Origin of the sequence: Gemmata sp. SH-PL17 (assembly GCF_001610855.1) — a bacterium.
Taxonomy (GTDB): Bacteria; Planctomycetota; Planctomycetia; order Gemmatales; family Gemmataceae; genus Gemmata; species Gemmata massiliana.
On record NZ_CP011271.1, the window covers coordinates 8,455,299 to 8,479,518 of the forward strand.

Sequence of the window (24,220 nt, forward strand, 5' to 3'; positions counted from 1 at the left end):
CCGAGTCTTTCGTTCCGGTGGGAAGGAGATGAGCCGTAGAGTGTGATTGGGCGCGGGTTGTTTGCAAGAAGCCGCAGCCCGGAATCCGATCACAGGCAAGCGATCGTCGCCTGTCTGTGATCGGGTTCCGGGCTGTGAAGTTTGCCGACCCGCCACGTCGTATTACGGGAGCGGGACGTTCTTGAACTCGAACGTCACTTCGTGGGTAACCGTGTGCCATTCCGTGAGCACGAGCCGCGTGGGGGCGCCGAGTTTAAAGGGGGCGGGGCGCCCGGTGCGGCGGTCATCCGGCCCGAACATCAGCGTCATCTGGTACCCGCCCGGCGTGTAACTACTCGACTGCATTCCGTAGCTGAAGTACTTGTTTCCGTTCTCGTCCGACAGCTCGATCCGCTGTTGGAGGTTGTTGGCCCACATGTAGTCGTCCCCGCGGCGCGGGTCCACCGGGGCGCGGTTCTTGGCGGTCACGTTGACCGTGTACACGCCCTTGTTGTTCGCGTCCGCGTCGACAGTGGTCACTTCGAGGTCCGCGGTGCGCCCGGTGAAGGTCTTCTTCTTCACTTTCAGTGGGTCCGCGACTGTCACTTCGGGCGACGTGCCCGAGAGTAACTCGACGCGGACGCGCCCCTTCAGTTCCTTGATGCTCGTCGCGCCGCGGTCGACGCGGGTCAGGTTCACGCTCATCGAGTGGTTGTGCGAGCGGTTCCCCTGGTTGTAGTAGCCCGACCGGTATGCGTAATTGTTGTTCTCGCGCGGGGGCAGCATGGACCCGCCCAGGTTGTCGGTCGCAACGGTCAACTCAGGCTGTGAGATGCTGAGCATCGGGTTCTTCGGTTCGGACTGCACCTGGAAGCTCAGGCTCATGTACTCGGTGACGCGGTCGCCTCCTCCGCGCCGGCTGAGGTTGGAGAGTTGCACGCTGCGGTTGCAGTTGATGTTGGTGGCGGTGAACCGAAACGGCCCCGCGTAGGCCACGTAGGGGCTTACGGAGTCCTGGTTGTAGAGGCGGATCGTGTCGTCCTGGTATTCCGTGTACACGTTACACCCGCACGCGGTCGCCACGGCGTCGATGGCCTTCCAGAACGGCGTATCGTTGAACTCGAAGGAGTGCTTCGTGTTCATCTGCATGTTGCTGGTGTCGATCTTGTAGCCGGTTTGCCTGGCGATGTCGGCGACGACGTCCTGGGCGCTCCGGTCCTTCGCGCTGAGGGTGACGAGCTTAGGCGCCACAAGCCGATCGAAGTCCAGTTTCTTGACGAGCACCGCGAGCCGGCGTTGGACCTCCGGGTTATCGGTCGCCAGAAGCACGCGGCGCATGTACGGCAGCGCGCGCTCGCCCTGCGCGGTCAGGTCGCGCCCGGCTTGTTCGCGGGTGCGCCAGTCCTCCGCCCCGAGATCCTTAATCATCTGCTCAACGGCCGCGTCCCCGGGCCGATCGGCCACCATTGGCATCGAGGCCGGTGAACCGGAGTCGTAGTACCGTTCTTTCCCACCGACCGCGAACGTCGTGACGAGCAGCAACCCAAATACGGCCGTGATGGGCGTCGTGCGCATTGAGGTTCCTCGGGGGCCGATCAAAGAGGTTAATCGGAGTGGAACGCGAACACGGGTTTTAGCCTACCAGTCGAACGAAACGCTCTCAAGGGGCTGACAACCGGCTCGTTACGTGATTTTGCAAAGATTCACTCAAGCTTGCCACGATCGGTGATTCATCCTTTTGCAACGATTGTGCCTTTGGCGCGGAATAGTGTACCGGTGGGTTGAGTGGCGTATTTGTGTAACGGGCGCATTTGTGGAGTGATGTTGTTGACTGGCTTCGTTCGGTGGGCGATTATTTCGCCGGGGCTCGGCCCCAGCAAGCCCCGTTGCGAATCACCGCTCGTGAATCCGGAGCCGATTGAGCTCCGGTTGTGCCGGTCGCGCCGGCGGTGGGTAAAATGGGGGTGTGGACGGATTCGCACCCGGCCGTTGTGAAAGGTTCTGTCACCGGCTAGGCTTTATATTGTTGGACGTGCCCCTCTGACGAACAACCGAGGCACAAGGCCGTGGATGCCGATACTCCGTTCACCGCGGTGGACCGCGACCTGCTTAAACGGTGTTTGAACCGCGAGCCGGGGTCGTGGAACGATTTCGTGGACCGGTTCCTCAGCCTCATCTATCACACGATCGGTTACACCGCGCACCTGCGCAGTGCCCGTGTCGGCCCCGAGGACGTCGAGGACATCGCGGCCGAAGTGCTCCTCCAGATCGTCGCGAACAACTTCAAAGTGCTCCGCGAGTTCCGCAAGCAGTCCAGCCTCGCGACGTACCTCGCGGTCGTGGCCCGGCGCATCTGCGTTCACGAACTGGTCCGGCGCCAGAAGGTGAAGGACGCCATCAAGCGCGGCGAGTCGCGGTTGGCAGAGCCGGAACCCGACGACGCACCGGCCGCACAAAAGGGCATGGAGAGCCTCGAAGAAGTCGAGAAGTTGCTCCGGCGGCTCTCGGGGCGGGAGAAGGAAATCGTTCGGCTCTACTATCTTGAGGGCCGCACTTACGAAGAGATCAGCACGGAAACGGACGTCCCGGTGAACACCATCGGTGCGGTGCTGTCGCGTGCGCGCAAAAAGCTCCGCGAGACGGCCAGCGCTGCCAGCGCTGCGATGCCCGACCCGCGCACGGTGAAGGTGCCTAAGGCCGCTCCCATCGCGACACCAAAGCCGCCGAAGGCACCCAAGTCCAAGTCAAAGATGGAGCCGATCCCGGAACACAGGACCGAAGCGTCGGAGTGAACCGAAGGGGCCGGGGCTCGGCCCGTTCAAGCGTTTCGTTGTCCATTTTCCCGTCGTCTGTTTTGACTTCGCCCAGTTCACATCACAACACGATTTCACTATGAGCGAACCATCGCACGCGGCGGGGTGTCCGTCGGGGGTCAGCCACGACCGTAACCTGCCGGACACCGATCTCTTGTCCCCGCTCACGATTCGCGGGGTCACGTTCCGGAACCGCATCGTTGTTTCGCCAATGTGCCAATACTGTGCGACCGACGGTATGGCGGACGACTGGCACCTCGTCCACCTCGGGAGCCGCGCGGCCGGCGGCGCGGGGCTTGTGTTTGTGGAGGCGACTGCGGTCGCGCCCGAAGGGCGCATCACACCGGGCGACCTCGGCATCTGGAGTGACGCACACGCCGACGCGCTCGCTCGCATCGCTGCGTTCGTGACACGAATGGGCGCGGTACCCGGTATCCAGATCGCGCACGCGGGGCGAAAGGCGAGTTGTGGCCTTCCGTGGGAGGGTGGGGAGCAACTCGCGCTGAATGCCGGCGGATGGCAACACGTGGCGCCGAGCGCGATTCCCTTTACCGAGGGTAGCCGCGCGCCGACCGCACTCGATGAAGCCGGCATTCGAGCCGTCACCGAACAGTTCCGAGTTGCGGCCCAGCGCGCAGTGAAGGCCGGTTTCCGCGTCATCGAGATCCACTCGGCCCACGGCTATTTGCTGCACGAGTTCCTTTCGTCGCTCTCGAACCACCGCACGGACCAGTACGGCGGCAGCCTCGAAAACCGGATGCGGCTCGTTCTCGAAACCACGAAAGCTGTTCGTGCTGTGCTCCCGCAAGACCTACCACTGTTCGTGCGCATTTCGGCGACCGACTGGGTCGAGGGCGGGTGGGATTTGCCGCAATCAGTGGAACTCGCGAAGGCGCTCAAGCCGCTCGGCGTCGACCTGATCGACTGTTCGAGCGGCGCACTCGTGCCGCACGCGAAGATCCCCGTTGGGAAAGGGTACCAGGTACCGTTCGCAGACGAAATTCGCTCTCAAACCGGATTGCTAACGGGCGCCGTCGGGCTGATTCCGGACCCGCACCAGGCGAACGAAGTCGTCACGTCTGGTGCGGCTGATTTAGTGCTTCTTGCGCGCGAAATGCTGCGCGAACCATACTGGGCACTGAAGGCTCAGCAAGCTCTGAGCCAGGAACCCACGTGGCCCACGCAATACGGCTATGCGGTCAAACGGAGGACGTGAGAAAGAAGAGTGAACTTCAGTCGTTGCCGCGCCGCGAGCGGTTGGAATGATCGCTCGTGTTGCCCTCAATGAGCTTGCCGATCCCGAACCCGATACCGGCGCTGATGCCGCCCACAACGGCCGAAATGAGCATTTCCGTGACGTCGAACCCCTGCCCGGGGCGCCGATTGGCTTGGTTGTAAGCCATGACGATCGCGCTGCCGATAACTGCGGCGATCGTGGCCGTAATGTTCGGGAGCGGCGTTCCCTTCTTTTGCGAGCGGTAACGCGCTGCACGTCGCGAGCGCGGGGCATCCAGTTGATCGAACGCGCTCGCGGTGTCGGTCGGTTCGTCGTCGAGCGAGAGTGGTTGTTGTTGCGCGGGCGGAGCGGGTACGGCGGGAGTTGCGGGGAACGTCTGAAACGCCCCGCGACAGTGCGGGCACCCGATCGCCTGACCGAGCATCGCGTCGGGCACGGTAACGGGCTGTCGACAGTGTGGGCAGTGATATACGATGGGCATCGATCACCCGCGTGTCCTGGGTGGAAGCAACGTCAGGAAGTGCGAAGAGACAGAAATGGCCGCAGAGAAACGCGCGACCTGTGGTTCGTTCGTGCGCGATGAGGTCGGGCTGAAAAGCCAAGAACCCGGGGCAAGCGGCCCCGGGTTCTTGGCTTTCGATCTTTAGGCCTTCTTGGGAGCGTGTTCGGCGAGGGTCGCCTTCACGAGTTCGACCAGCTTATCGAACGCGGCCGGGTCGTGGATGGCGGTTTCCGACAGCGACTTGCGGTCGAGCATCACGTTGGCCAGTTGCAGCCCGTGGATGAACTCGCTGTACCGCAGCCCGCGCATGCGGCACGCCGCGTTGATGCGGACAATCCAAATGCGGCGGTACTGGCGCTTCTTCGTCTTGCGGTCGCGGAAGGCGTACACGCGGGACCGGATGAGCGTGGTCATCGCCATCCGGAACAGGTTGTGCCGACCGAGGCGGAAGCCCTTGGTGAGTTTGCGCGTGCGCTTCTTACGAGCCGCCGTTGTTGCTTTACTACGAGCGCGAACCATGACCGTGATCCCTTATGAAGAATGTTGATGAATAAGAGCGTTTAGTGCCCGCCTGCTCTCACTTGAGAACGGCAGAGTGGTGCGTGTTTACAGAACGCCGAGGGCGATCTTGTACTTCTTCTGCACCTTGGGACGGTCACCGATCACCCCGGCCCGACGGAGCTGCCGCTTCCGCTTGGCCTTCATGTGGGCGTTCAAGTGGCGCCGACCGACCTTGCCGTACTTCAGCTTGCCGGTGGCGGTCACGCGGACCCGCTTTTTGACGCTCTTGTTCGTCTTGTTCTTGGTGGCCATGATCCGAATGCTCCGTGCGGGGGAGCGGAGGTCGAGCCTCCGTCTTAGGTTCCCCGTGGCACTGGGGTTAGAACCGCCCCTCCGGGAACGCCCGAAGGTCCGAGTGGCGGCTCGCGGAACCGGGCGCGTGGTGCGACCGGTAAAAAACTCGGAAACGTGATTGTAGGAACCGTGAGAACGGCCGGGAAGGGGCAGATTGAGAGCGCGAGCGGAGATCCGAAGCCTTTCTGCGATTCGCGCCGCTGTGAGTCGATTGAGGCGGGATTACTCTCGCCCGACATTCCTCTTAATGCGGTAGATGGTGCCCTTCGTGCGCTCGCCGCCGGGTTCGCCGGCGCGGGCGAAGTCGGGCGTGACGCTGTACCCGGCCTCTTCGAGTTTCCACCGGAACACTCGCGCCGGTAGACGGTCCGGGTCCGCGATCAGGCACACGCCGTCGGGTGCGAGAACGGATTCGAGTAAAGTCACGAGCGGGCCGACGAGCCGCTCCTCGTACATCAGGTCGGACCCGATCACCACGGGATACGTCACGTCGTCCGGTGGGCAGCGGAAATCGATCGGTCGCGTCCGAAACCCTTGCGTGTATCCGTTGAGGCGCGCATTGGCCGCGGCGAATGTGAGCGCGGTTTCATCCACGTCGGAAAAAGTAACCCGCAACCCGCGCGCGAGGCACGCGACCCCGGCGAGCCCCAACCCACACCCAACTTCCAGTACCTCGACCGGTTGCGCGTAGTTCTCCCACGGCTCGCGCAGCACGGCCTTCGCGAGCATCCGCGCGCTCGGCCAGAGCGTCGGCCAATACGGAACGTACTCGTCGGCGATGTACGCGGACCGGCACCACGGGAGGTCGAGTAACTTGTCGGAGTTAGCGGGTCGGTCGATGAGAAACGTGTAGTCGCCGACGAACACCGTTTCGCGAACGGTCTCGGTGACCGCTTCGGGGGGCGTGCAGTGAAAACGTGGTTGCATTGCGTATTAGGTTCAGTTTCCAGCGCTCGGGGCGGGCGCTCACCGCGACGTTGTCTTACTAAACACCGGGCGCGCGACTCAAATCGTTTTCACGCACGCGACCAGATCGGCGTGCGTGAGTTTGCGCTCGGCGGGGAACAGCACGAACGCGGCGGGCGCTTCGGCGCAATCTAGAATCAGTTGCCGGTCGTTCGGCGCCGCGAACCCGTTGTCGCAGGCAATGTGCCCGCTCACCAGCAGGTCACAGCCCATCTTGCGGAGGAAGTTCGCGGCCGCGTCCGTGCTCGTGTCGCGCCCCCAGAGCAGGCTGTGGACCGAACCCCCCGGCTGTAAGTCTTCGTCCTGGTGTACCTCGCGCTCCAGGCGCGCCGGGTCGAATAGTGGGAGGAACCGCGCGGCGGGAAGACTGTGAGACATCAGCACGCCGTTCGGCGCGCGAAGCGCGACCGGGAGCGCCTGGAAGAGTTCGAGGTACGCGGCGTAGATCTTCGGCCCGAACGCGGGGCCGTAAGCCTCGTTCACACCTTCCTGAAACAGCGCGTTCTGGTTTTCGTCTGCTTTAAGGACGGGGCGGTTCGTCCACTGCGCCAGTTCGTGGTTGCCCGGGAGGTAGTGAACCTGCTTCGGGAACTGGCCCTTCAGTGCGCTGAAGAGGTCGACGATCTGGTGCGACTTGTCCCCGCCCTTCGGGTAGCGGAACTTCCCGTGGATCACTTCCTGGAGCACGAAGTGCCGCGTGGGGTGGTTCGCGAGGTCCGCGAACTTCAGCATCGCCTGGAAGTGCGGGACATGGCCGTGCAGGTCACCGGCGACGAGTACCTCGGTGCAGTCCTCCAGGGCCACGGTGTGTCCGCGGCGCCCGGGGGTGGCGCGGATCAGCGTGATCGCCTGGCGGAGGTGCGTCAACATGCGATCGGGCGCGGGCACGAACGGTCCTCGGCAGATACGGGAGTTCCGACATTGTACCACGCGGGCGCGCGAAATTGATCCGGCGCCTGGGAGTAACGTGACGTAACATTGAAACACTTGATCTTGTCCGAGGGGATCACTTTCGGAGAATATCGGAGTAGCGTTGTCAAATGCTCTCCGGGGCGGCCCCCCATTCACTTCTCGCACGACGCGAGAGGTTGTCGCTTTTCGCCCGCCGGAACGCCGAATGAGTTTTGCACCGAACCCGCGTCGCCGTCCGATCGTACCGATGCTCGGCCTGTACCCGATGGAGCTGTCCCGCAACCTGAAGGTGGACAGCGTGTCCCGGTTGGACCCGGCCCCGCCGCGCGCCATCGACGTGAGCGGGACCGTCGCCGACGCGGTCGAAGAAATGCGGACCCAGAACGTCGGCTGTTTGCTCATCACCGAGCGCGGGCGCGTGGTCGGTATCTTCACCGAGCGTGACCTGCTGACGCGGGTGCTCGCCTCCGGTCGCTCGCTCGAAGCCTCGGTCCGTGCGGTCATGACCGAGTCGCCGATCACGGTGGCTCCCAAGGATTCTGTCCGAACCGCTGTGAAGCGGATGCAGAAGGGCGGCTACCGGCACCTGCCCGTGGTGGACGAGTCCGGGCGCCCGGTCGGGATGCTCTCGGCCCGGCGCGTCGTTCACTACCTCGTCGAACACTTCCCGGGGCTGGTTTTCAACCTCCCGCCCGAACCGGACCGCTATCCCGAATCGCCCGAAGGCGCCTGAGCAAAGAAGCCACACGCCCCGCGCTCTCGTCGGGCTTAATGCTTCGCCGCGAAGACGCAATATCTCGCAAGTCGAGCGCTGTAACTTCATCCCACGGGTTCATTTCTCATTTTGCCCCCGGTCCGGATCGCGCGGCTCATTTCCCTGTCAAATATACCTTCCGTACCGCGTATTCTTTTTTGAACGGGCCAGTACCCGGCGCCGAAGTTCTGTCCCCGTTTTCGGCGCCGCGTGTAAGATAAACCCAACCGCACCTGCGACCCGCAAAACCTCTCCTCCCAATACTCAAAGGATCGGGCGATGAGTTCCGATAATGCCTCTCCCGCAGACACGCAGTCCGCGACCGGCGCGAGCGGCACCAACGGCCATACGAACGGCCACCCCAAAAAGATCGAGACGCGCGAGTCGATCACCATCCGGTTCGCCGGCGACTCCGGCGACGGGATGCAGCTCGCGGGCACCCGGTTCACCGACACCTCGGCCCTCCTCGGCAACGACATCGCGACGTTCCCCGACTTCCCCGCCGAAATTCGCGCCCCAGCCGGCACGCTCGCCGGGGTGTCCGGGTTCCAGGTCCACTTCTCCAGTACCGACATCCACACGCCCGGCGACGACCTCGACACGCTCGTCGTGATGAACGCCGCGGCGCTCAAGACGAACATCAAGGATCTGCAACCCGGCGGCATCCTCGTCGTCAACACCGACGGCTTCGAGACGAGCGACCTGAAGAAGGCGAACTACAAGGTCAACCCGCTCGACGACGGGTCGCTGAAGGGCTACCGCGTGATCCGCGTGTCGGTCGCGAAGCTCACCATTGAATCGGTGAAGGATTGCGGGCTCACGCCGCGCGAACAGGACCGGTGCAAGAACTTCTTCGCGCTCGGTCTCGTGTACTGGATGTACGAGCGCCCGCTCGAAGCCACGCTGAAGTGGATCAAGGAGAAGTTCGGCAAGAAGCCCGAGCACATGCCCGTCCTGAAGGCCAACACGCAGGCGCTCAAGGCCGGGTACAACTACGGCGAAACGGTCGAGATCCTGCCGGTGCAGTACCAGGTCGCCAAGGCGCAGATCACGCCCGGCACCTACCGCAAGATCACCGGGAACGAGGCCGCGGTCCTGGGGCTCGCCGTGGCCGGCCAGCTCGCGAAGAAGACGATCGTGTACGCGGGCTACCCGATCACGCCCGCCAGCTCGATCCTCGAAGGGCTGACCGAGCTGCGGCGGTTCGGGGTGAAGACGTTCCAGGCGGAAGACGAGATCGCCGCCGCGGGCGTCGCGATCGGGGCCAGCTACGGCGGCGCGATCGGGGTCACCGGCACCAGCGGGCCGGGCGTGTGCCTCAAGAGCGAGGCCATTAACCTCGCGGTGATGACGGAACTGCCGTTCGTCATCGTGGACGTCCAGCGCGGCGGTCCCAGCACCGGGCTGCCCACGAAGACGGAACAGTCCGACCTGCTGCAAGCGATGTTCGGCCGCAACGGGGACAGCCCGGTCGCGATCGTCGCCCCGCAATCACCGGTGGACTGCTTCGATATGGCGATCGAGGCCGTGCGCATCGCGGCGCGGTTCATGTGCCCGGTGTTCTACCTGTCGGACGGGTACATCGCGAACGGCTCGGAGCCGTGGAAGATCCCCGCGGTTGCGGACCTCGTGCCGATCCCGATCACGCACCCGACCGAGCACAACAGCGAGGACACCGGCCTCGTCCACGAAGTCGGCGAGGGCGCCGCGGGCAAATTCCTGCCCTACAAGCGCGACGAGTACCTGTCCCGGCCGTGGGCGATCCCGGGTACCCCGGAGCTCGAGCACCGCATCGGCGGCATCGAAAAGCAAGACATCACCGGCAACATCAACTACGAGCCGGCGAACCACGAGCACATGACCAACACGCGCGCGAAGAAGATCGAGAACATCGCGGAAACGATCCCGGAACTCGCGGTGACCGGCGACGCCGACGCGGACCTGTTGGTGGCCGGGTGGGGCGGCACCTACGGCAGCATCACGACCGCGGTGGAACGCGCCCGGCGCAAGGGGCTGAAGATCGCGCAGGTACACTTCCGCTACCTGAACCCGATGCCGAAGAACACCGCGGACGTGCTGAAGCGGTACAAGAAGATCCTGGTGCCCGAACTCAACACCGGTCAACTCTGCTGGCTGCTCCGCGCGAAGTACCTCGCACCCGCCGAGGGGCTGAACAAGGTCCAGGGCAAGCCGTTCTTGGTGTCCGAAATCGAAGCCGCTATCGAAAAGGCGCTGGGCCTGTCGCCCGTCGCGTAACGATCATGCCGAGCCGGGAGCGAATGTCGCTCCCGGCTCACGAAATAAACAAAGTGTCTAACATCCAACATTAAATACCCAACACATACATACCAATGGCTACTGCTCTCCCGCTCACGACAAAGGAACTCACCACCGACCAGGAAGTCCGGTGGTGCCCCGGGTGCGGCGACTACTCCATTCTCGCGCAAATGAAGAAGGCGCTCACCACGGTGGGCGTCCCGCGCGAGAAGCTCGCGTTCGTCTCCGGGATCGGCTGCTCCAGCCGGTTCCCGTACTACATGAACACCTACGGGTTCCACACGATCCACGGTCGCGCGCCGACCTTCGCGACCGGTCTGCGCCTGGCCAACCCCGACCTGCAAGTCTGGGTCGTTACCGGGGACGGGGACGGTCTCTCGATCGGTGGGAACCACCTGATCCACGCGCTGCGTCGCAACGTGGACCTCAAGGTGCTCCTGTTCAACAACGAGATCTACGGCCTCACGAAGGGCCAGTACTCGCCGGCGAGCCGCATGGGGACGCCGAGCAAGACCAGCCCCGGCGGGTCGTTCGAGACGCCCGTGCGCCCGCTGTCGCTCGCGCTCGCGGCCGAGGCCACGTTCGTCGCTCGGACCATCGACGTGGACGTGCAGCACCTCGTCTCCACGCTCCAGAAGGCCGCGGCGCACAAGGGCAGTGCGTTCGTGGAGATCTACCAGAACTGCGTGATCTTCAACGACGAGGTCTACAAGTACGCGACCGACAAGGCGGTGAAGGCCGACAACATCCTGTACCTCGAACACGGCAAGCCGATGGTGTTCGGGAAGGACAAGTCGAAGGGCATCCGCTTGAACGGGCTGAAGCCGGAAGTGGTCACGATCGGCAAGGACTGTCAGATCGACGACCTGCTGACGCACGACGAGAACAGCGAGGAGCCGACGCTGGCGTACCTCCTGAGTCGGTTCGTTCACGACCAGAAGGCCGGTGTCCCGAACCCGTTCCCCGAACCGGTCGGCGTGTTCCGCAACATCCGGAAGCCCACTTACGAAGAGCAACTCGATACCCGCATCAAGACCGCGACCGAGAAGAAGGGGCCGGGCAAGATCGAGGATCTCTTCAAGGCCGAAGACGTGTGGACCGTCTCTTGATTTTGCCGCCAAGTCATCGGGTCGAAGGTCGCAAAGTCGCGAACGTCGGGAAGTGGCTGATTGTAGGCCCGCTTCCCGACGTTCGCGACTTTCTGTATTCCGACCTTACGATTTGCGACTTCTGACTTGATGACCTGCGACGGACCCCGCGATGTACTGTCCCACCTGCGGCTACGACAAGAACCCGCCCGGTGCGGACAAGTGCACGAACTGTGAGTTGTCGCTCGCGCACCTGTCTGTGCCGGCCCCGAACGGGCCGGTCGAAACCAGCCTGATGAACGATCCGGTGTCGGTCCTCGACCCGCGCCCGCCGCTCACCGTCCCCGCCGACGCGACCCTCGGTGCCGCGATCCGGCGCATGATTACGGACCGCGTCGGGGCGGTTCTCGTGACCGGTACAAGCGGTGAGTTGGTCGGCATCCTCACCGAGCGCGATTTCCTGACGAAAATCGCCGGCGCCCCCGGGTTCGAGGCCCTTCCGGTCACCGAGTTCATGACCCCGAGTCCGGAGACGGTCGCGCCCGCGGACGTGCTCGCGTTCGCGCTGGGGAAGATGGACGCGGGCGGCTACCGCCACCTTCCCGTCGTGGACGCGGGCCGACCCGTGGGCGTTATCTCGGTCCGCGACATCCTGCGCCACCTCACCGCTTTCTGTGCCGACGGCTGAGCACAATCCGTTCTTCAATTTTCGCTCTCATTTCTTTCTCAGTAGTTCTCCTGTCGATCCACAGATACACTCAGTCGCGAATCGAACGTATACATACGAAACTCATTGATAACTCGCTATGACCGGTCACGACCTCGCGATGGCCCTTCGGGGGGCGTATTTGGCAATGCACCGGCGCACGGACGCCGCGCTCGCGGAGCACGGCATCACCGCCGACCAGTTCGTTCTGATCGCGGCGCTGGCACACGGCGAGGCGACCACGCAGCGCGAACTCGCCCGGCGCGCGGCGTCCGACCCGAACACGGTGCGAGCAATGATCCTGCTCCTGGAGGGCCAGAAGCTCGTGGTGCGTGCCCCGCACCCGACTGATGCCCGCGCTCGAACCGTCGCCCTAACCGCGAAGGGGCGTCGCGTGTACGAACAACTGTGGACCGCGAGCGAATCGGTTCGGGAGCGGTTGTTGGCGACCGTTGGTGAACAGAACGCACCACTTTTACTTTCGCTCCTCGAGAGCGTTTCGCGCGGACTCGGCAATTCGACCGACAAAACAGAACCCACCACAATCCCCGTTTCCTCTCCAGCGTGAGGTCAGGCCATGCACAGGCATCTTTGGGTCTGGGCGGTGCTCGTTGCTTTCGCGGTACCGGCCGCGGGCCGGGACGACAAGTCGGACAAACTCGTCCCCAAGAAGTTCGAGCGCGAGGTGAAGATCAAGGTCGAGATGGATTACCTGCTGTACCTGCCCAAGGGGTACGAGAAGGGCGACAAGGACTGGCCGCTGGTGTTGTTCCTCCACGGCGGCGGGGAAACGGGTACCGATCTGGAGAAGGTCAAAATCCACGGACCGCCTAAACTGGTCGCGGCCGGCAAAGAATTCCCGTTCATCCTCGTTTCGCCACAAACGCGGCGGTTCGGTTGGGATCCGGACACGCTCCACGCGCTGCTCGACGAAATCACGACGAAGCACAAGGTGGACAAGGATCGTATTTACGTCACCGGTATGAGCATGGGCGGCATGGGTACGTGGGCACTGGCCGCGTCGCGCCCCGACCGGTTCGCGGCGATCGTTCCCATCTGTGGGGGCGGGAACCCGACCGACGCGAAGAAGATCAAGAGCCTCCCCATTCGCATCTTCCAGGGCGGCAAAGACCCGATCGTGCGCCTGCAAACGGCCGAGACGATGATTAAAGCGCTCAAGGACGCCGGCGCTGTGGACGCGGAACTCAAGGTGTACCCGGAAGCCGGACACGATTCGTGGACCGAAACCTACGAAGACCCGAAGGTCTTTGAATGGCTCCTGAAACAGAAACGGGCCGCGAAGCCGGCCGAGAAGAAGGACGAGAAAGTGTCCGCGAAAGACGAACGGCTCGCCGCCCCGCCGAAGGGGTTCGACGCGAAACGCGACGGGATCGAACGCGGAAAAGCCGAAACCGTGGAATACGACTCGACGACCGTCGGCATCAAGCGAAACGCGGTGGTCTACACGCCGCCCGGCTACTCCAAGGACAAGAAGTACCCTGTGCTCTACCTGCTGCACGGGATCGGCGACATCGAGACAGGGTGGACCAAACAGGGCGCGGCCGATGTCATTCTCGACAACCTGTTTGCCGACAAAAAACTGGTGCCGATGATTGTCGTGATGCCTAACGGCCGGGCCGCGAAGGACGTTACTCAGCGAACCCCCTGGGACAAGCAAGGGCCGGCGTTCGAGGCGTTCGAGAAGGATCTGCTCAAAGACCTGATTCCCTTCGTTGAGAAGAACTACTCCGTGAAGTCCGACCGCGAAAGCCGGGCACTGGCCGGGCTTTCGATGGGCGGGGGCCAGTCACTCAACTTCGGGTTGGGGAACCTGGACACGTTCGCATGGGTCGGCGGTTTCGCGTCCGCCCCGAACACGAAACCGATCGGCGATCTGGTCAAGAACCCGTCCGAGGCCGCGAAGAAGCTCAAGCTCCTGTGGGTGTCGTGTGGGGACGCCGACTTCATTATCGATGTGAGCAAGCGCGTTCACGCGAGCCTGAGCGAACTCAAGGTGCCGCACGAGTGGCACTTGAGCGAAGGGAAGCACGAATGGCCGGTGTGGAAGGTGGACCTCTACTACTTCGCTCCGAAGCTCTTCCGCGAAGTGCAGTAACGACCGCCTCTACATTTGCATGCCAATAACATCGCCGCACTGCTCATGGGCAGCGCGGCGATTGCGTTCAGCGATCCTTGCGGTTCACGTCAACGTCCACTTTGCGATCCTTTCCGACACCGTCCCCGCGGCCCTTCACATCGACATCGATACCCGGTGCGCGAATTCGGATATCGGTCTCTTTCTCGCGCGGCGCGGTAGTTGGTGGGGCCAGTTGTTGGCAGCCGATCAGAAGGGCACTGGCGAATATTAAAGCGGTGACGATCGCCGCGTGCGAAGCCTTCATTGCGGTTCCTCCGTTGGTGTCCTTCCGGGAAACGGCCCGGATTGGCAGAAATGTGCAACCGGTGTGCCGGATTGGTCCGGAGTGACAACTGGGGTTCCATTCTGCGGCCTGGGAGGACGATACTATTAACCACATCGCCTGTACGTCTCGTGAGTTCGTGATGCCTCGCATTCGCCAGTTACCCCCCGAAGTGGTTACCAAGATCGCCGCGGGCGAAGTGATCGAGCGCCCCGCATCCGTTGTGAAGGAGCTGCTCGAAAACTCCATCGACGCGGGCGCCACTCGCATCGACATCGATCTCGACGCGGGCGGCACCGAACTCATCCGCGTTGTAGACGACGGGTGCGGGATCGAGCCGGACGACCTCGCGCTCGCGTTCTCTCAGCACGCCACGAGTAAGCTCGAAACGGCCGACGACCTGTTCCGCATCGGTACGATGGGCTTTCGCGGGGAGGCGCTCGCGTCGATCGCGGGCGTGGGGCAGATTACGTTACAGTCGCGCACGCGCGAGGCCGCGAGCGGGTGCGAGGTGAAGTGTGACGGCGGCGCGCTCGCGGACCCGCGCCCGTGGAACGGTTCCCCCGGTACGCGGCTCGAAGTGCGGCACCTGTTCTACAACGTGCCGGTGCGCAAAAAGTTCCTCAAGAGCGTCGCCACCGAACTCGGTCACGTGTGCGAAACGGTCACCCGGCTCTCGCTCGCGCACCCCCACTTGCACATCACGCTTCGGCACAACAACCGCCTGGTGTACGACATCCCCGCGAGCGCCGGGCTGACCGACCGCATCGCGCTGTTCTTCACGGGCGAGGTGCGCGACGCGCTGTACGAAATCGACTCCGGCGAAGGCCCGATGCGTCTCACCGGGTACATCGCGGACCCGAAGTGCGATCGCGGCAACTCGAAGTTGCAATACCTGTTCGTGAACGGGCGCTGGTTCCGCGACCGGAGCGTGGCCCACGCACTGCAAGAATCCTTCCGCGGGCTGCTGATGTCCGGGCGCTACGCGATCGGGTTCCTGTTCCTGACGATCCCGCCCGACAAGGTGGACGTGAACGTTCACCCCACGAAGTCCGAAGTGCGGTTCCAGGAGAACTCGCTGATTTATTCGCTCGTTCGCAGCACGATCAAGCACCGGCTGCTGAAAGAGAACCTCGTTCCACACCTGACCGTACCGCAAGGCGAAGAAATCGGAGGACCGGAGCCGTCGCCTATCGAAACACCGTCACTGTTCACGTCGCCGCGGCGCGAACTCGCGGAACAAACGCTCGCGCCGTGGGAGCGAGGTGAGATCGCAGACCCGTTCTGGCGCACGCCCGCGGGAGTCATGCCGAAGTCAACGCCCGCGACGTCATTCACCAAACGAGATAGCGGCGACCGGTGGTCGGGCGGATTCAGCACTCCGCAGAGAAGCGAGACGGCTGAGCGGGCGGTTCCGGAGCCGGTTCTGCCATCGCCCTTTGCCACTGCTCCCGTGGCCCCAGTGCGTGAAGTGTCGCGTGGACCGGTCACTGAAGAAATAGCCCCCAGCACAAAAGAACCGTTTGCACCGATTCCTACCTCGAAAACTGTTCTCGAACAGAGAGCGGTACCGAGCGCGCCTCTCCCTCAAGAGACCGAGGAGTGGGCGGACGACTCGGCGGAATCGGGCACTTCCGAGTCTGCCCCTGAAAGATCCGAGGTAGAGGAAACTGAGCCCACGCGCGTTGAGAGTCGGTTCGAGAGCACAGCCACCGAAACTTCGGACGCTGAGAAGTTGCCGGTTGCTCAGCAAGCGCCACAACCGGCTCCGACCGCGCCAGTTTCAGAGGAGAAGGTCAGCGTTCCTTCAACCGGTACTGCGATTCAGCTTCACGACTCATACCTCGTGCTCGAAACTCCCGACGGCATGCTCGTCATCGATCAGCACGCGCTGCATGAGCGCATCCTGTTCGAGCAACTCCGCCGGCGCATTCGGTCCGGTCAGCTCGAAATCCAGCGGTTGCTCATCCCGGAGCCGATCGACCTGCCCGCGGAGCAGGCCGCGCTGGTGCTCGAATCCGCAGAGGCACTCGCCGAACTCGGGCTCGAAGTTTCGGACTTCGGCGGCAGCACCATCTTGCTTTCCAGCTACCCCACTTTGCTCGGGCGCAAGGCTCCGCACACAATCCTGCGCGGGGTGATCGACCACATCGTGACCCAGGAGCGCGCACCAACCAAAGAAGCGCTGCTGCACCTGTTGATGGCGACGATGGCGTGCAAGGCTGCAGTGAAAGCCGGCGACAAGCTCTCGTCGGAGGAGATCAATTACTTGTTGCACCTGCGAGCAATGGCCGAAGACAGTCACCACTGCCCGCACGGGCGGCCCACGTCGCTGCTGTTCAGCCGGCAGGAATTGGACAAACAGTTCCGACGCACGTGACACGAACGCATGTGGGCGAGCGCTCCTTGTGCTCGCCCATTGTGAAGATTGAGGCTGTTACATCCGCGGGTGGGCTTCTGGGGTACGTTGGGGTAGACTCTATCCAACGTTGCCCGTCAGAAGGACTCATTTCACCATGCGATTACAGTCCTCGCTGTGCTTCGGCGTACTCGCATTCATCGTCCTTTCCTTCGCGGCTTCCGCTAAAAGCACAAGCGCCGAGGACGCGCTCGCCACATCCCCCTCCGCACTGCTAGGGGTTATTCCTTCGTTCGTGCTAGTTGGCCCGCTCGCGATCGTAGCGGCCCTGTTCCCCGGTGTGTTCGCGCGAATGGCCGTCGGCATGAAGCGCTGGCGCGCGTTCCTGGTCGTGGCCAGCATCAACAGCACACTCGCGCTCATCTACTTCGCCGTCTCGACGTACCGCCCGCACTGGCTCCCGGCGGGTTGGGCGTTCGCGCCGAAATCTGTCGCCATTTACCTCACCACGATCGCGCTCGTCGGCTTCTTGTGGGCCGGGATACGTTATCGACGAATGGCGTGCGACGAACCCGCCGTCACCGACGCACCGGGCAAAACCGAATTACTCGCGCTCGTCGGCCTCACGGTGTTCGCTGCGGCGTGTACCGTACTCACGGCCACGTTCACGGACTGGAGCCGCACACTCACCGTACCGATGCGCGAGTTCACGTTCATCGGAATCGCGCTCTTCGTAGCGACCATCTACGCCACCTATCGCGCTGTGACATCCGGCGCCGATCTGAGCGCGAACGGGAATGCACCCGCACTGCGGCTCAGTTTTTCGGGTGAATCGATCGGCTTGGCGGCTCTGACGCTGTGCGGCCTCATTACGGTACTCGTCCTCAACGGGCGCGGAAGCGAGCCAATGGCGACCGGCATCGAGACCGGTGACGCGGAGAATAACTTTGCGCCGCGACTCCTGGGTGAGCCGGTTGCGATCGAGGCGTTTGAACTCGAAAACGGGAAGCCCGAGAAGTCCCTGGGCCGCATCATGTCGAACCTCGCACTCGACGGTGATCGACTGTATTTCGGGGTGCAACGCCCAATCGACGGGTGCCTGCTCGCGATGAACCGGCACACGGGTCAGATCGAGTGGGCCGTAGACTCGGTCGGTGAGCCGCTCCGCACGGTGTTTTGCACGCCGACGATCGAGGGCGGCAAGGTGTACTGCGGCGAGGGGATGCACGTCGATAAGGGGTGCCGGCTGTTCTGCGTGAATGCGAGCAACGGGAACCCCGCGTGGAAAGAGCCGTTCAAAACGAGCAGTCACACGGAGGGCGCGCCGGCCGTTGCGAACGGCAAAGTGTACTTTCCTGCGGGCGATGACGGGCTGTTCTGCGCGGACGCGAATACGGGTGCGAAACTCTGGCAGTTCTCCGGCGGAAAAGAGCGGGGTATTCACATTGATGCCGCTCCCGTGGTCGCGAACGGAACCGTGTTCGTCGGGAGCGGGCTTTACTCCTACGTTGCCGTGGCTCTCGACGCGAACACCGGGGAAGAGAAGTGGCGCACGGACCTGAAGCTCCGCGCGTTCGGGGCGCCAATCGCGAGCGGTAGCAAAGTGTTCTACGGCGTCGGCACCGGGAACATGGGCTTCGACACGTTCCATTACAACGAAGAGGGCGAGGAGCGCGAAAAAGAACCGGCGGGCGCGGTGTGCTGCCTCGATGCGGCGACCGGTAAAGAAGAGTGGCGCTACTCGTTGCCGAGGTCCGTACACACCGGACTCGCGGTCGATGCGTTCTCGGTCTACGCGGGGTGCCGAGACGGAAACGTGTACGCCATCGACCGCAAGACCGGCAAACTGCGCTGGCGCGTGGGCATCGGCAGTGCGGTCTCAAGCGCGCCGGCGGTGGCATCGGTGGGCGGGTTCCCGGTCGCGGTGTACGCGATCTCGCGCGAGGGGCGGATGTTCTGCCTCAACCCGCAAACGGGGGCGGTACTGTGGTGGCGCGGGAAGCTGCCGGGGTTCGGCTGGCGCGGGGACGAGTTCGACGTCATGTGTTCGCCGCTCGTCGTCACCACACCGACCGCGACCGGCAGCAAGCGAACCGTCTACGTCGGTGGAATGACTGTTGACCCGAACAATCCTCTGCTCCGGCACGTCGCGGTGTTCAAGTTCGAGGACGTGATCGGGGAATAACTCACGCGCTCCCCGCACGCGGCAGCGTCACGCGGAACGTCGTCCCCTTGCCGAGTTTGCTGTTCACGCGGACCTGCCCGCGCATCGCTTGAACGAGGTGCTTGACGATCGACAGCCCCAAACCGGTGCTCCCCTCCGCCCGCCCGCGGGCCTTGTCCACGCGGTAGAAGCGCTCGAACACGCGGTTCACGTCTGTTTCCGGGATGCCGATGCCGGTGTCCTCGACCTCGAAGCTCACCGTTTCCGTGGTCGCCCCCCAGCGCACCGTGATCCGCCCGCCGTTGGGCGTGTACTTGATCGCGTTGTCCACGAGGTTGTCCATCACCTGTCGCAGCGCGTCCGGGTCGGCCCACGCCGCAACGTTCGCGGGCGCGTCCGACGGAGGCTTCTCCACCATCGTCAGCGTTTTCGTTTCGGCCCGTGGGTGGTGTCGCTCAACGCAGTCGGTAATTGCGCGGTCCAGCACCACCACGCGCGGTTCGAGCGCGAGCGAACCGGACTCGATCTTGGACAAGCTCAACATGTCTTTGATGAGATCGGCCAACCGGTCGGCCTCGCGCGCGACTTGCTCCAGAAACGCGGCCAGTATGTCCGGGTCTTCGGACGCGCCGTCGATGAGCGCTTCCACGCTCGACTTGATGACGGCCAGCGGCGTCTTCAGTTCGTGCGATGCGTTCGCAACGAAGTCCTGCCGCATCCGCTCGGCCCTGCGAATCTCGGTCGTGTCGTTCACCACGACCACCGCGCCCGGCATCCCGTGTCCGGGGAACCGCGACACGTACACCTCCATGTGCCGCCCACCGGACCCGGGAACGTCGAACTCTTCGCGGTGCGGCTCAGTCGTGGTCAGCCCGTTCTCGACGACCGTGTGAAACGGGGCGAGGCGCGTCACGTCGCACAGCGGCTCGTTCACGGCCTTGCGCGGGTCGAATTCGAGCAACTGCCCGGCGCGCTCGTTGGCGAACAGCACGCGCCGCTTGTCGTCGATGGCGATGACGCCCTCCACCATCCCCGAGAGGATCGCGCGGAGCTGCTCGCGGTCGTGATCGAGCAGTCGAAACGTGGACGCGAGCCGGCCGCTCATCGCATTAAACGTCTCGGCCAGTTCCGAGTGCTCCGCGCTCCCGGCCACGCGGATCTTGTGGCCCAGGTCACCGTCGGCCAACTTGCGCGCGCCTTCTTGAAGCTCGACCAGCGGGCGCGCGAACCACCGCGCCAGCACGAACGCCGCACCGATCGCGAGTATCACCACGACGAGCAGCGCGGTCGCGACCTCGCGCACGAGGTCGTTGAACACCTCTTCGGCGCGCTGGAACGTGAGTAAGCCCAGCAACCCCACAGTCGCGATCACGAGCAGCAAGTACGTCGAGAAAAGCCGCCAAAACATAGGGATTGTGTGGCTTGTGTGAAGGTGAGAATTTTGCCACTCGGATATGATTGTAACAAGTGCGACGCCGATTGGATCGATTCGCACTCGGGATCGCGGAGATAAGGGGGGCAGGACCGGCTTTGCGTGTGTTGAGTCGGTCCACAACGGTTGGTGGCAAATCCCTCCGGAAGTTCGCCCCAAGTGCAAGGCAGGACGGCCGATGCCCAAACGCAAGCCAACGCTTGAGTAACTGGCCGCTGTGAAAGACCTCGCCAAGCAGTGGGGAAAAATTGTCGCCAGGAACGCCTACGGACCGGACGGGCCACCGCTCGATACGAACTTCAAAGAGACGGAGTAGATCACCGCCACCGCCGGGTTGGTCGAGAGAACCTCGACCAACTCACGAGCCAACAAGCTCAACAACGCCCCGACGAGTTGTCTTGCCCGATCTGCCAGGCGTCCGGTCCCGTTCAGAGCCGACCGCGCAAACTCATCGCTCGCGGAGCCGCCGTCGTGCTTCAAGAACCCGTCGCCCACGGCCCTAACTGCCGGAGGGACTTTTCCCTCCAGCGCCCGAACCTCAAACTTGCCCCCCACGGGTACAGCCCGTCGGTGCTCGCCAAGATCGTCCACGCCGGGGCCGCACGTCCCTCGTTCGTGTTGGCCGCCAAAGCGCTTCGGCTCCTGGCGGGCCTCTCGATCAGCGGCCGGCACGTCGGGCGCCTGAGCGAGCCGGTCGGGGCCGTGCCGGTCGCCGCGCGAGACCGGCACGCCGAGGCCCACCGTACCCGGAAGCTCGAACCGCAGGTTCCGAACGCGCCGGAGGTGCTGGGCGCCGAGGTCGATGGCGGTCGTTACCAGCGGCGTGCCGAGGGGCACGGGTGCGGGGCGCGTGACCCGCAGTGGCGCGAGGACAAGGTCGCATACCTAGGCGCGCCAGCAAGACCCACGACCCGGACCCGCAACCCGAGCCGCCCGCGCGCTTCTCAGACCGCGCGCGTTCGGCGCCTGACACAGTGCCCGACCGCCGGGCCTGAAATCGTAGGCGCATTGGTGAAACCGGGGTCGCCTCCGGACCCGAGCCGATCGACGGGCAACCGGGGCGCGTGGTGCGGACGTGCGTGGCGACGACGTGCGACAGCGAACCGTTCGGCCGGTTGGCCGGTGCGGAAGCCCAGGCGCGGAACTTCGGGGCCGCAAGCCGTCGCCCACGAACGTGCGACGGCCAAGCGTACAACTGGGCGATCCAGAATCGCTGGTTCGGTGAGTACGTGCCGGTGGTAGATTTTATCCACGTACTCGGCTAAGTGTAGCAAGCCGCGCGTGCGACCGGGGGCACCGATCGGGAGCAATGGGATCGGTACGCGCGGTGGATGCGCGCGCGGACGGGGGCGGGGGCCCGAGGCGCTTGTGGAACTGGACCGAGAGCAGGAACGGGTCGGTGAGGCGCCCGAGGGCGCGGAGGAAGCGGACCCGCGGGTGGTGCGGGGTCGTGCGCCCGGGTACTTGCGGAACAACGCGGAGCGGATGAAGTACCCGGGTTACCGGAAGGCCCGCCTTCCGGTAACCCGTTCGTGGGTCGAGTCGCGGTTCAAGAAGATCAACTACCGGGTCAAGGACACCGAGACGTTCTGGAACGAGCACGGAGCCGGCCGAAAGCGTGCTGGCCGGCCGAGTGGCCGTGCTCAGCGACGACGAACGGCTCATCAAGGACCTCGCCAAAGACCCGGGTGCCCGTTCCAGCGCCGAACCACAGTCGCATAACTCACAAACCCGGCCCTACACCCGTGACGAACCGACAAATCACTGCGAACAACGCCCCGACGGGCACGAATGACCCGCCAACACCGGCTCCGGTTACGTCGACGCTTCTTCACTCACCCCACTGTGGTCGTACCGTTCGCGTGCGGCCTCAATCTGTTTCCAGTTTGCTTGCGCCCAGTTGCCCAGTGCGATGATCGGCGCGCGTAAGGATTCGCCGAGTTCGGTCAGCGCGTACTCCACGCGCGGTGGAACGGTCGGGAACACGGTGCGGGAAATCAGCCCGTCGCGTTCCAGCCCGCGCAGCGTCAGGGTGAGCATGCGCTGCGAAATACCGGAGATCATCCGCTGAAGTTCCTTGAATCGCTTCGGCCCGCCGGACAGCATCACGACAACCAGCGCGGTCCACTTCTCGCCGACCCGAGCCAAAACCTCGGAACCGGCCTGACAATCCCCTTGCAGCTTGCCGTGGTCTCCCCGGCGCAAGCGGTTTTGTAACTCCTCGATGGTCGCGTGTGGAGTGGGCACATGCGTGTTACTCGGTTCCATGTTTGTGCCTCCTTGTGATGTTCCCGGACCCGCCTTAAGATTCCCGCGGTTGTTCTACGCTACCCACAAAGCCCGTCGGATGCGCCCCGATAAACGGAGCCCGCGATGAACGTTTTGCACGTTGATTCCAGCATTCTCGGCGAGCGCTCGGTCAGTCGCACTGTGTCCGCTGCGGTCGTGAGCCGACTGCGGGAAGTATACCCGAACTTGTGGGTGACCTATCGGGACGTGGTCGCGAACCCGCTACCGCACCTCACCGCGTCGCTCGCGGGCACGCTCGGCAAACCGGTCGATCAGGCGCCGGCCGCGATCGCACCCGAAGCGGCCGCTCTGCGCCGCGTGCTGGACGAAGTTTTGGCCGCGGACATCATCGTGGTCGGCACCCCGATGTACAACTTCGGCATCCCGAGCCAGCTCAAAGCGTGGCTCGATGCTCTGGCCGTGGCCGGAGTCACGTTCCGGTATTCGTCCGCCGGGGTGGAGGGGCTACTCGGGGCCAAGCGACTCGTGATCGTTTCTTCTCAGGGCGGGTTCTACCACGCTGGCACCCCAGCGGCGGGACTCGAACACCAGGAAAGTTACGTGCGAGGATTTTTCGCCTTCCTGGGTCTCACGAACACACAAGTGGTTCGGGCGGACGGTACCAAAGTGTCCGCCGCGGCCGATGCTCACGGATTACCCGTGGCACTGCGACGGGCTGCGGAACTGCAAATCTAATCGGGCGGAGGGTGAGGCGATCTCTGTACCTGGAACGCGGGCCTCAAGTACGAGATCGACTCACCGGGGAATCGTTATTCAAACGACGGCCACCTCTTACCCTACTTTCTCGCTCCAGCGGCACATGATGTCGGTGCGCATCACGTACTTGCGTCCGTCGGCGACCGGCGCGCCGCGGTGGTAAATGCGGTGCGGGAACACCAGCGCCTTGCCCGCTTCTGGTTGCACGCGCACGATCGGGTCGTCGCTCCGCGTTCCGCCGTGGGAGCGCAGATTGAACTCGGTCGCGCCGCCCGCCACCCCGCCGTTCAGGTAGATCATGAACGTGAACGCGCTCCGTTCCAGCGGGGAGCGCTCGTAGGCCCCGTCGAAGTGCCAGTCGAACTGCTGGCCCGGATCGTACCGATAGAACCGGAACCGCTCGTTCAGCCCGACCGGGAGCCAGAACTGCACGCGATCGGGCACGAACGCCTTCAGCCGGCCCCAGATCGTTCCGGCGATCTGCGGGTCGTCGATCATCACGCGATCGTTGTTGCGGATGTCCTTCCGCATGACGGGACCGCTCATCGTCGTAATCGGCGCGTCACCGTACCCGGCGGACTCGGTCATCGCGATGTAGTAATCGCACTCGTCCGGGGAGAGGAACTCGTGAACGACGAACAGGTCGTCGCGTTCGGATAGGAACTCTTTGCGCATCTCGGCCACGGTCCACCTCCGCGTTATCGGTGCCGAACACACAAGCACGGACACGCGACCGGCGAAAAGGCTCGC

General features: G+C 63.8%; 24 protein-coding genes. 13 read left to right on the forward strand and 11 right to left on the reverse strand.

The window, feature by feature from the left end:
- Positions 1-162: 162 nt before the first annotated feature.
- The gene (locus VT84_RS35210) at positions 163-1,554 is read right to left on the reverse strand and encodes a hypothetical protein (RefSeq protein WP_052550267.1); all 1,392 of its coding nucleotides are present in this window, start codon (positions 1,552-1,554) and stop codon (positions 163-165) included.
- 491 nt (positions 1,555-2,045) lie between these two features.
- On the opposite strand from VT84_RS35210, the gene VT84_RS35215 reads away from it, so the two are divergent.
- On the forward strand, positions 2,046-2,771 hold the full coding sequence (locus VT84_RS35215; protein WP_082842811.1) for an RNA polymerase sigma factor: 726 nt from the start codon (positions 2,046-2,048) through the stop codon (positions 2,769-2,771).
- A gap of 100 nt (positions 2,772-2,871) precedes the next feature.
- On the forward strand, positions 2,872-4,008 hold the full coding sequence (locus tag VT84_RS35220; RefSeq protein WP_082842812.1) for an NADH:flavin oxidoreductase/NADH oxidase: 1,137 nt from the start codon (positions 2,872-2,874) through the stop codon (positions 4,006-4,008).
- Positions 4,009-4,024: 16 nt separating this feature from the next.
- On the opposite strand, the gene VT84_RS35225 is transcribed toward VT84_RS35220, so the two are convergent.
- The 5 genes from VT84_RS35225 to VT84_RS35245 form a co-directional block, all read right to left on the reverse strand.
- Entirely contained in the window at positions 4,025-4,510 is a 486-nt protein-coding gene (locus tag VT84_RS35225) for a hypothetical protein (protein ID WP_157470188.1), read from the reverse strand.
- A 162-nt stretch (positions 4,511-4,672) separates the two neighbouring features.
- Positions 4,673-5,050, reverse strand: coding sequence for a 50S ribosomal protein L20 (rplT, locus tag VT84_RS35230; protein WP_052550259.1), 378 nt, complete (start codon positions 5,048-5,050; stop codon positions 4,673-4,675).
- 87 nt (positions 5,051-5,137) lie between these two features.
- The gene (rpmI, locus tag VT84_RS35235; protein WP_052550258.1) at positions 5,138-5,344 is read right to left on the reverse strand and encodes a 50S ribosomal protein L35; all 207 of its coding nucleotides are present in this window, start codon (positions 5,342-5,344) and stop codon (positions 5,138-5,140) included.
- A 264-nt stretch (positions 5,345-5,608) separates the two neighbouring features.
- On the reverse strand, positions 5,609-6,313 hold the full coding sequence (locus VT84_RS35240; protein WP_052550256.1) for a class I SAM-dependent methyltransferase: 705 nt from the start codon (positions 6,311-6,313) through the stop codon (positions 5,609-5,611).
- Between the two features lie 78 nt (positions 6,314-6,391).
- Positions 6,392-7,240 (reverse strand): metallophosphoesterase, encoded by an 849-nt coding sequence (locus VT84_RS35245; RefSeq protein WP_239465580.1) that lies wholly within the window; start codon positions 7,238-7,240, stop codon positions 6,392-6,394.
- Positions 7,241-7,469: 229 nt separating this feature from the next.
- Here VT84_RS35245 and VT84_RS35250 point away from each other — a divergent pair, with 229 nt between their 5' ends.
- From VT84_RS35250 to VT84_RS41535, 6 genes are all read left to right on the forward strand, one after another.
- Positions 7,470-7,997, forward strand: coding sequence for a CBS domain-containing protein (locus VT84_RS35250; protein ID WP_239465581.1), 528 nt, complete (start codon positions 7,470-7,472; stop codon positions 7,995-7,997).
- A 300-nt stretch (positions 7,998-8,297) separates the two neighbouring features.
- Positions 8,298-10,274: a 2-oxoacid:acceptor oxidoreductase subunit alpha gene (locus VT84_RS35255; protein WP_082842813.1), complete on the forward strand. Its 1,977-nt coding sequence runs from the start codon at positions 8,298-8,300 to the stop codon at positions 10,272-10,274.
- Between the two features lie 95 nt (positions 10,275-10,369).
- Positions 10,370-11,404: a 2-oxoacid:ferredoxin oxidoreductase subunit beta gene (locus VT84_RS35260; RefSeq protein ID WP_082842814.1), complete on the forward strand. Its 1,035-nt coding sequence runs from the start codon at positions 10,370-10,372 to the stop codon at positions 11,402-11,404.
- A gap of 151 nt (positions 11,405-11,555) precedes the next feature.
- On the forward strand, positions 11,556-12,071 hold the full coding sequence (locus VT84_RS35265; protein ID WP_082842815.1) for a cyclic nucleotide-binding/CBS domain-containing protein: 516 nt from the start codon (positions 11,556-11,558) through the stop codon (positions 12,069-12,071).
- A 118-nt stretch (positions 12,072-12,189) separates the two neighbouring features.
- Positions 12,190-12,657 (forward strand): MarR family winged helix-turn-helix transcriptional regulator, encoded by a 468-nt coding sequence (locus VT84_RS35270; protein WP_052550254.1) that lies wholly within the window; start codon positions 12,190-12,192, stop codon positions 12,655-12,657.
- Positions 12,658-12,666: 9 nt separating this feature from the next.
- A complete protein-coding gene (locus VT84_RS41535; protein ID WP_082842816.1) occupies positions 12,667-14,205 on the forward strand; it encodes an alpha/beta hydrolase-fold protein in 1,539 nt (512 codons plus the stop codon).
- A gap of 67 nt (positions 14,206-14,272) precedes the next feature.
- On the opposite strand, the gene VT84_RS35280 is transcribed toward VT84_RS41535, so the two are convergent.
- Positions 14,273-14,491 (reverse strand): hypothetical protein, encoded by a 219-nt coding sequence (locus tag VT84_RS35280; protein ID WP_082842817.1) that lies wholly within the window; start codon positions 14,489-14,491, stop codon positions 14,273-14,275.
- A gap of 160 nt (positions 14,492-14,651) precedes the next feature.
- Between VT84_RS35280 and mutL the strand changes: the two genes are divergently transcribed.
- Positions 14,652-16,889: a DNA mismatch repair endonuclease MutL gene (gene mutL / locus VT84_RS35285; protein WP_082842818.1), complete on the forward strand. Its 2,238-nt coding sequence runs from the start codon at positions 14,652-14,654 to the stop codon at positions 16,887-16,889.
- A gap of 136 nt (positions 16,890-17,025) precedes the next feature.
- Entirely contained in the window at positions 17,026-19,053 is a 2,028-nt protein-coding gene (locus tag VT84_RS35290) for a PQQ-binding-like beta-propeller repeat protein (protein ID WP_082842819.1), read from the forward strand.
- A 1-nt stretch (position 19,054) separates the two neighbouring features.
- Here the strand turns inward: VT84_RS35290 and VT84_RS35295 are convergent, their stop codons facing one another.
- Both VT84_RS35295 and VT84_RS35300 read right to left on the reverse strand, forming a co-directional pair.
- On the reverse strand, positions 19,055-20,440 hold the full coding sequence (locus VT84_RS35295) for a sensor histidine kinase (protein ID WP_052550247.1): 1,386 nt from the start codon (positions 20,438-20,440) through the stop codon (positions 19,055-19,057).
- 288 nt (positions 20,441-20,728) lie between these two features.
- Positions 20,729-21,301, reverse strand: coding sequence for a hypothetical protein (locus VT84_RS35300; RefSeq protein WP_082842820.1), 573 nt, complete (start codon positions 21,299-21,301; stop codon positions 20,729-20,731).
- A 230-nt stretch (positions 21,302-21,531) separates the two neighbouring features.
- Between VT84_RS35300 and VT84_RS35305 the strand changes: the two genes are divergently transcribed.
- Positions 21,532-21,729, forward strand: a complete 198-nt coding sequence (locus VT84_RS35305; RefSeq protein WP_157470190.1) for a hypothetical protein — start codon at positions 21,532-21,534, stop codon at positions 21,727-21,729.
- Positions 21,730-21,832: 103 nt separating this feature from the next.
- Positions 21,833-22,186, forward strand: coding sequence for a hypothetical protein (locus VT84_RS35310; protein ID WP_052550242.1), 354 nt, complete (start codon positions 21,833-21,835; stop codon positions 22,184-22,186).
- Positions 22,187-22,279: 93 nt separating this feature from the next.
- Here VT84_RS35310 and VT84_RS35315 read toward each other — a convergent pair whose 3' ends face one another.
- A complete protein-coding gene (locus VT84_RS35315; protein ID WP_082842821.1) occupies positions 22,280-22,732 on the reverse strand; it encodes a winged helix-turn-helix transcriptional regulator in 453 nt (150 codons plus the stop codon).
- Positions 22,733-22,837: 105 nt separating this feature from the next.
- On the opposite strand from VT84_RS35315, the gene VT84_RS35320 reads away from it, so the two are divergent.
- Positions 22,838-23,449, forward strand: coding sequence for an FMN-dependent NADH-azoreductase (locus tag VT84_RS35320; RefSeq protein ID WP_052550240.1), 612 nt, complete (start codon positions 22,838-22,840; stop codon positions 23,447-23,449).
- 96 nt (positions 23,450-23,545) lie between these two features.
- On the opposite strand, the gene VT84_RS35325 is transcribed toward VT84_RS35320, so the two are convergent.
- Complete coding sequence (locus VT84_RS35325) at positions 23,546-24,145, reverse strand: 2OG-Fe(II) oxygenase (RefSeq protein WP_052551768.1); 600 nt, start codon at positions 24,143-24,145, stop codon at positions 23,546-23,548.
- Positions 24,146-24,220 lie beyond the last annotated feature (75 nt).

What these genes read in the sequence shown, in the direction of transcription:
- VT84_RS41535 (WP_082842816.1), top strand. Translation starts at nt 12,667, where the DNA reads ATGCACAGGCATCTTTGGGTCTGGGCGGTGCTCGTTGCTTTCGCGGTA.
- VT84_RS35295 (WP_052550247.1), bottom strand. Translation starts at nt 20,440, where the DNA reads ATGTTTTGGCGGCTTTTCTCGACGTACTTGCTGCTCGTGATCGCGACT.
- VT84_RS35250 (WP_239465581.1), top strand. Translation starts at nt 7,470, where the DNA reads ATGAGTTTTGCACCGAACCCGCGTCGCCGTCCGATCGTACCGATGCTC.
- rplT (WP_052550259.1), bottom strand. Translation starts at nt 5,050, where the DNA reads ATGGTTCGCGCTCGTAGTAAAGCAACAACGGCGGCTCGTAAGAAGCGC.
- VT84_RS35265 (WP_082842815.1), top strand. Translation starts at nt 11,556, where the DNA reads ATGTACTGTCCCACCTGCGGCTACGACAAGAACCCGCCCGGTGCGGAC.
- rpmI (WP_052550258.1), bottom strand. Translation starts at nt 5,344, where the DNA reads ATGGCCACCAAGAACAAGACGAACAAGAGCGTCAAAAAGCGGGTCCGC.
- VT84_RS35255 (WP_082842813.1), top strand. Translation starts at nt 8,298, where the DNA reads ATGAGTTCCGATAATGCCTCTCCCGCAGACACGCAGTCCGCGACCGGC.
- VT84_RS35220 (WP_082842812.1), top strand. Translation starts at nt 2,872, where the DNA reads ATGAGCGAACCATCGCACGCGGCGGGGTGTCCGTCGGGGGTCAGCCAC.
- VT84_RS35320 (WP_052550240.1), top strand. Translation starts at nt 22,838, where the DNA reads ATGAACGTTTTGCACGTTGATTCCAGCATTCTCGGCGAGCGCTCGGTC.
- VT84_RS35240 (WP_052550256.1), bottom strand. Translation starts at nt 6,313, where the DNA reads ATGCAACCACGTTTTCACTGCACGCCCCCCGAAGCGGTCACCGAGACC.
- VT84_RS35315 (WP_082842821.1), bottom strand. Translation starts at nt 22,732, where the DNA reads ATGGAACCGAGTAACACGCATGTGCCCACTCCACACGCGACCATCGAG.
- mutL (WP_082842818.1), top strand. Translation starts at nt 14,652, where the DNA reads ATGCCTCGCATTCGCCAGTTACCCCCCGAAGTGGTTACCAAGATCGCC.
- VT84_RS35270 (WP_052550254.1), top strand. Translation starts at nt 12,190, where the DNA reads ATGACCGGTCACGACCTCGCGATGGCCCTTCGGGGGGCGTATTTGGCA.
- VT84_RS35280 (WP_082842817.1), bottom strand. Translation starts at nt 14,491, where the DNA reads ATGAAGGCTTCGCACGCGGCGATCGTCACCGCTTTAATATTCGCCAGT.
- VT84_RS35260 (WP_082842814.1), top strand. Translation starts at nt 10,370, where the DNA reads ATGGCTACTGCTCTCCCGCTCACGACAAAGGAACTCACCACCGACCAG.
- VT84_RS35225 (WP_157470188.1), bottom strand. Translation starts at nt 4,510, where the DNA reads ATGCCCATCGTATATCACTGCCCACACTGTCGACAGCCCGTTACCGTG.
- VT84_RS35325 (WP_052551768.1), bottom strand. Translation starts at nt 24,145, where the DNA reads ATGCGCAAAGAGTTCCTATCCGAACGCGACGACCTGTTCGTCGTTCAC.
- VT84_RS35290 (WP_082842819.1), top strand. Translation starts at nt 17,026, where the DNA reads ATGCGATTACAGTCCTCGCTGTGCTTCGGCGTACTCGCATTCATCGTC.
- VT84_RS35210 (WP_052550267.1), bottom strand. Translation starts at nt 1,554, where the DNA reads ATGCGCACGACGCCCATCACGGCCGTATTTGGGTTGCTGCTCGTCACG.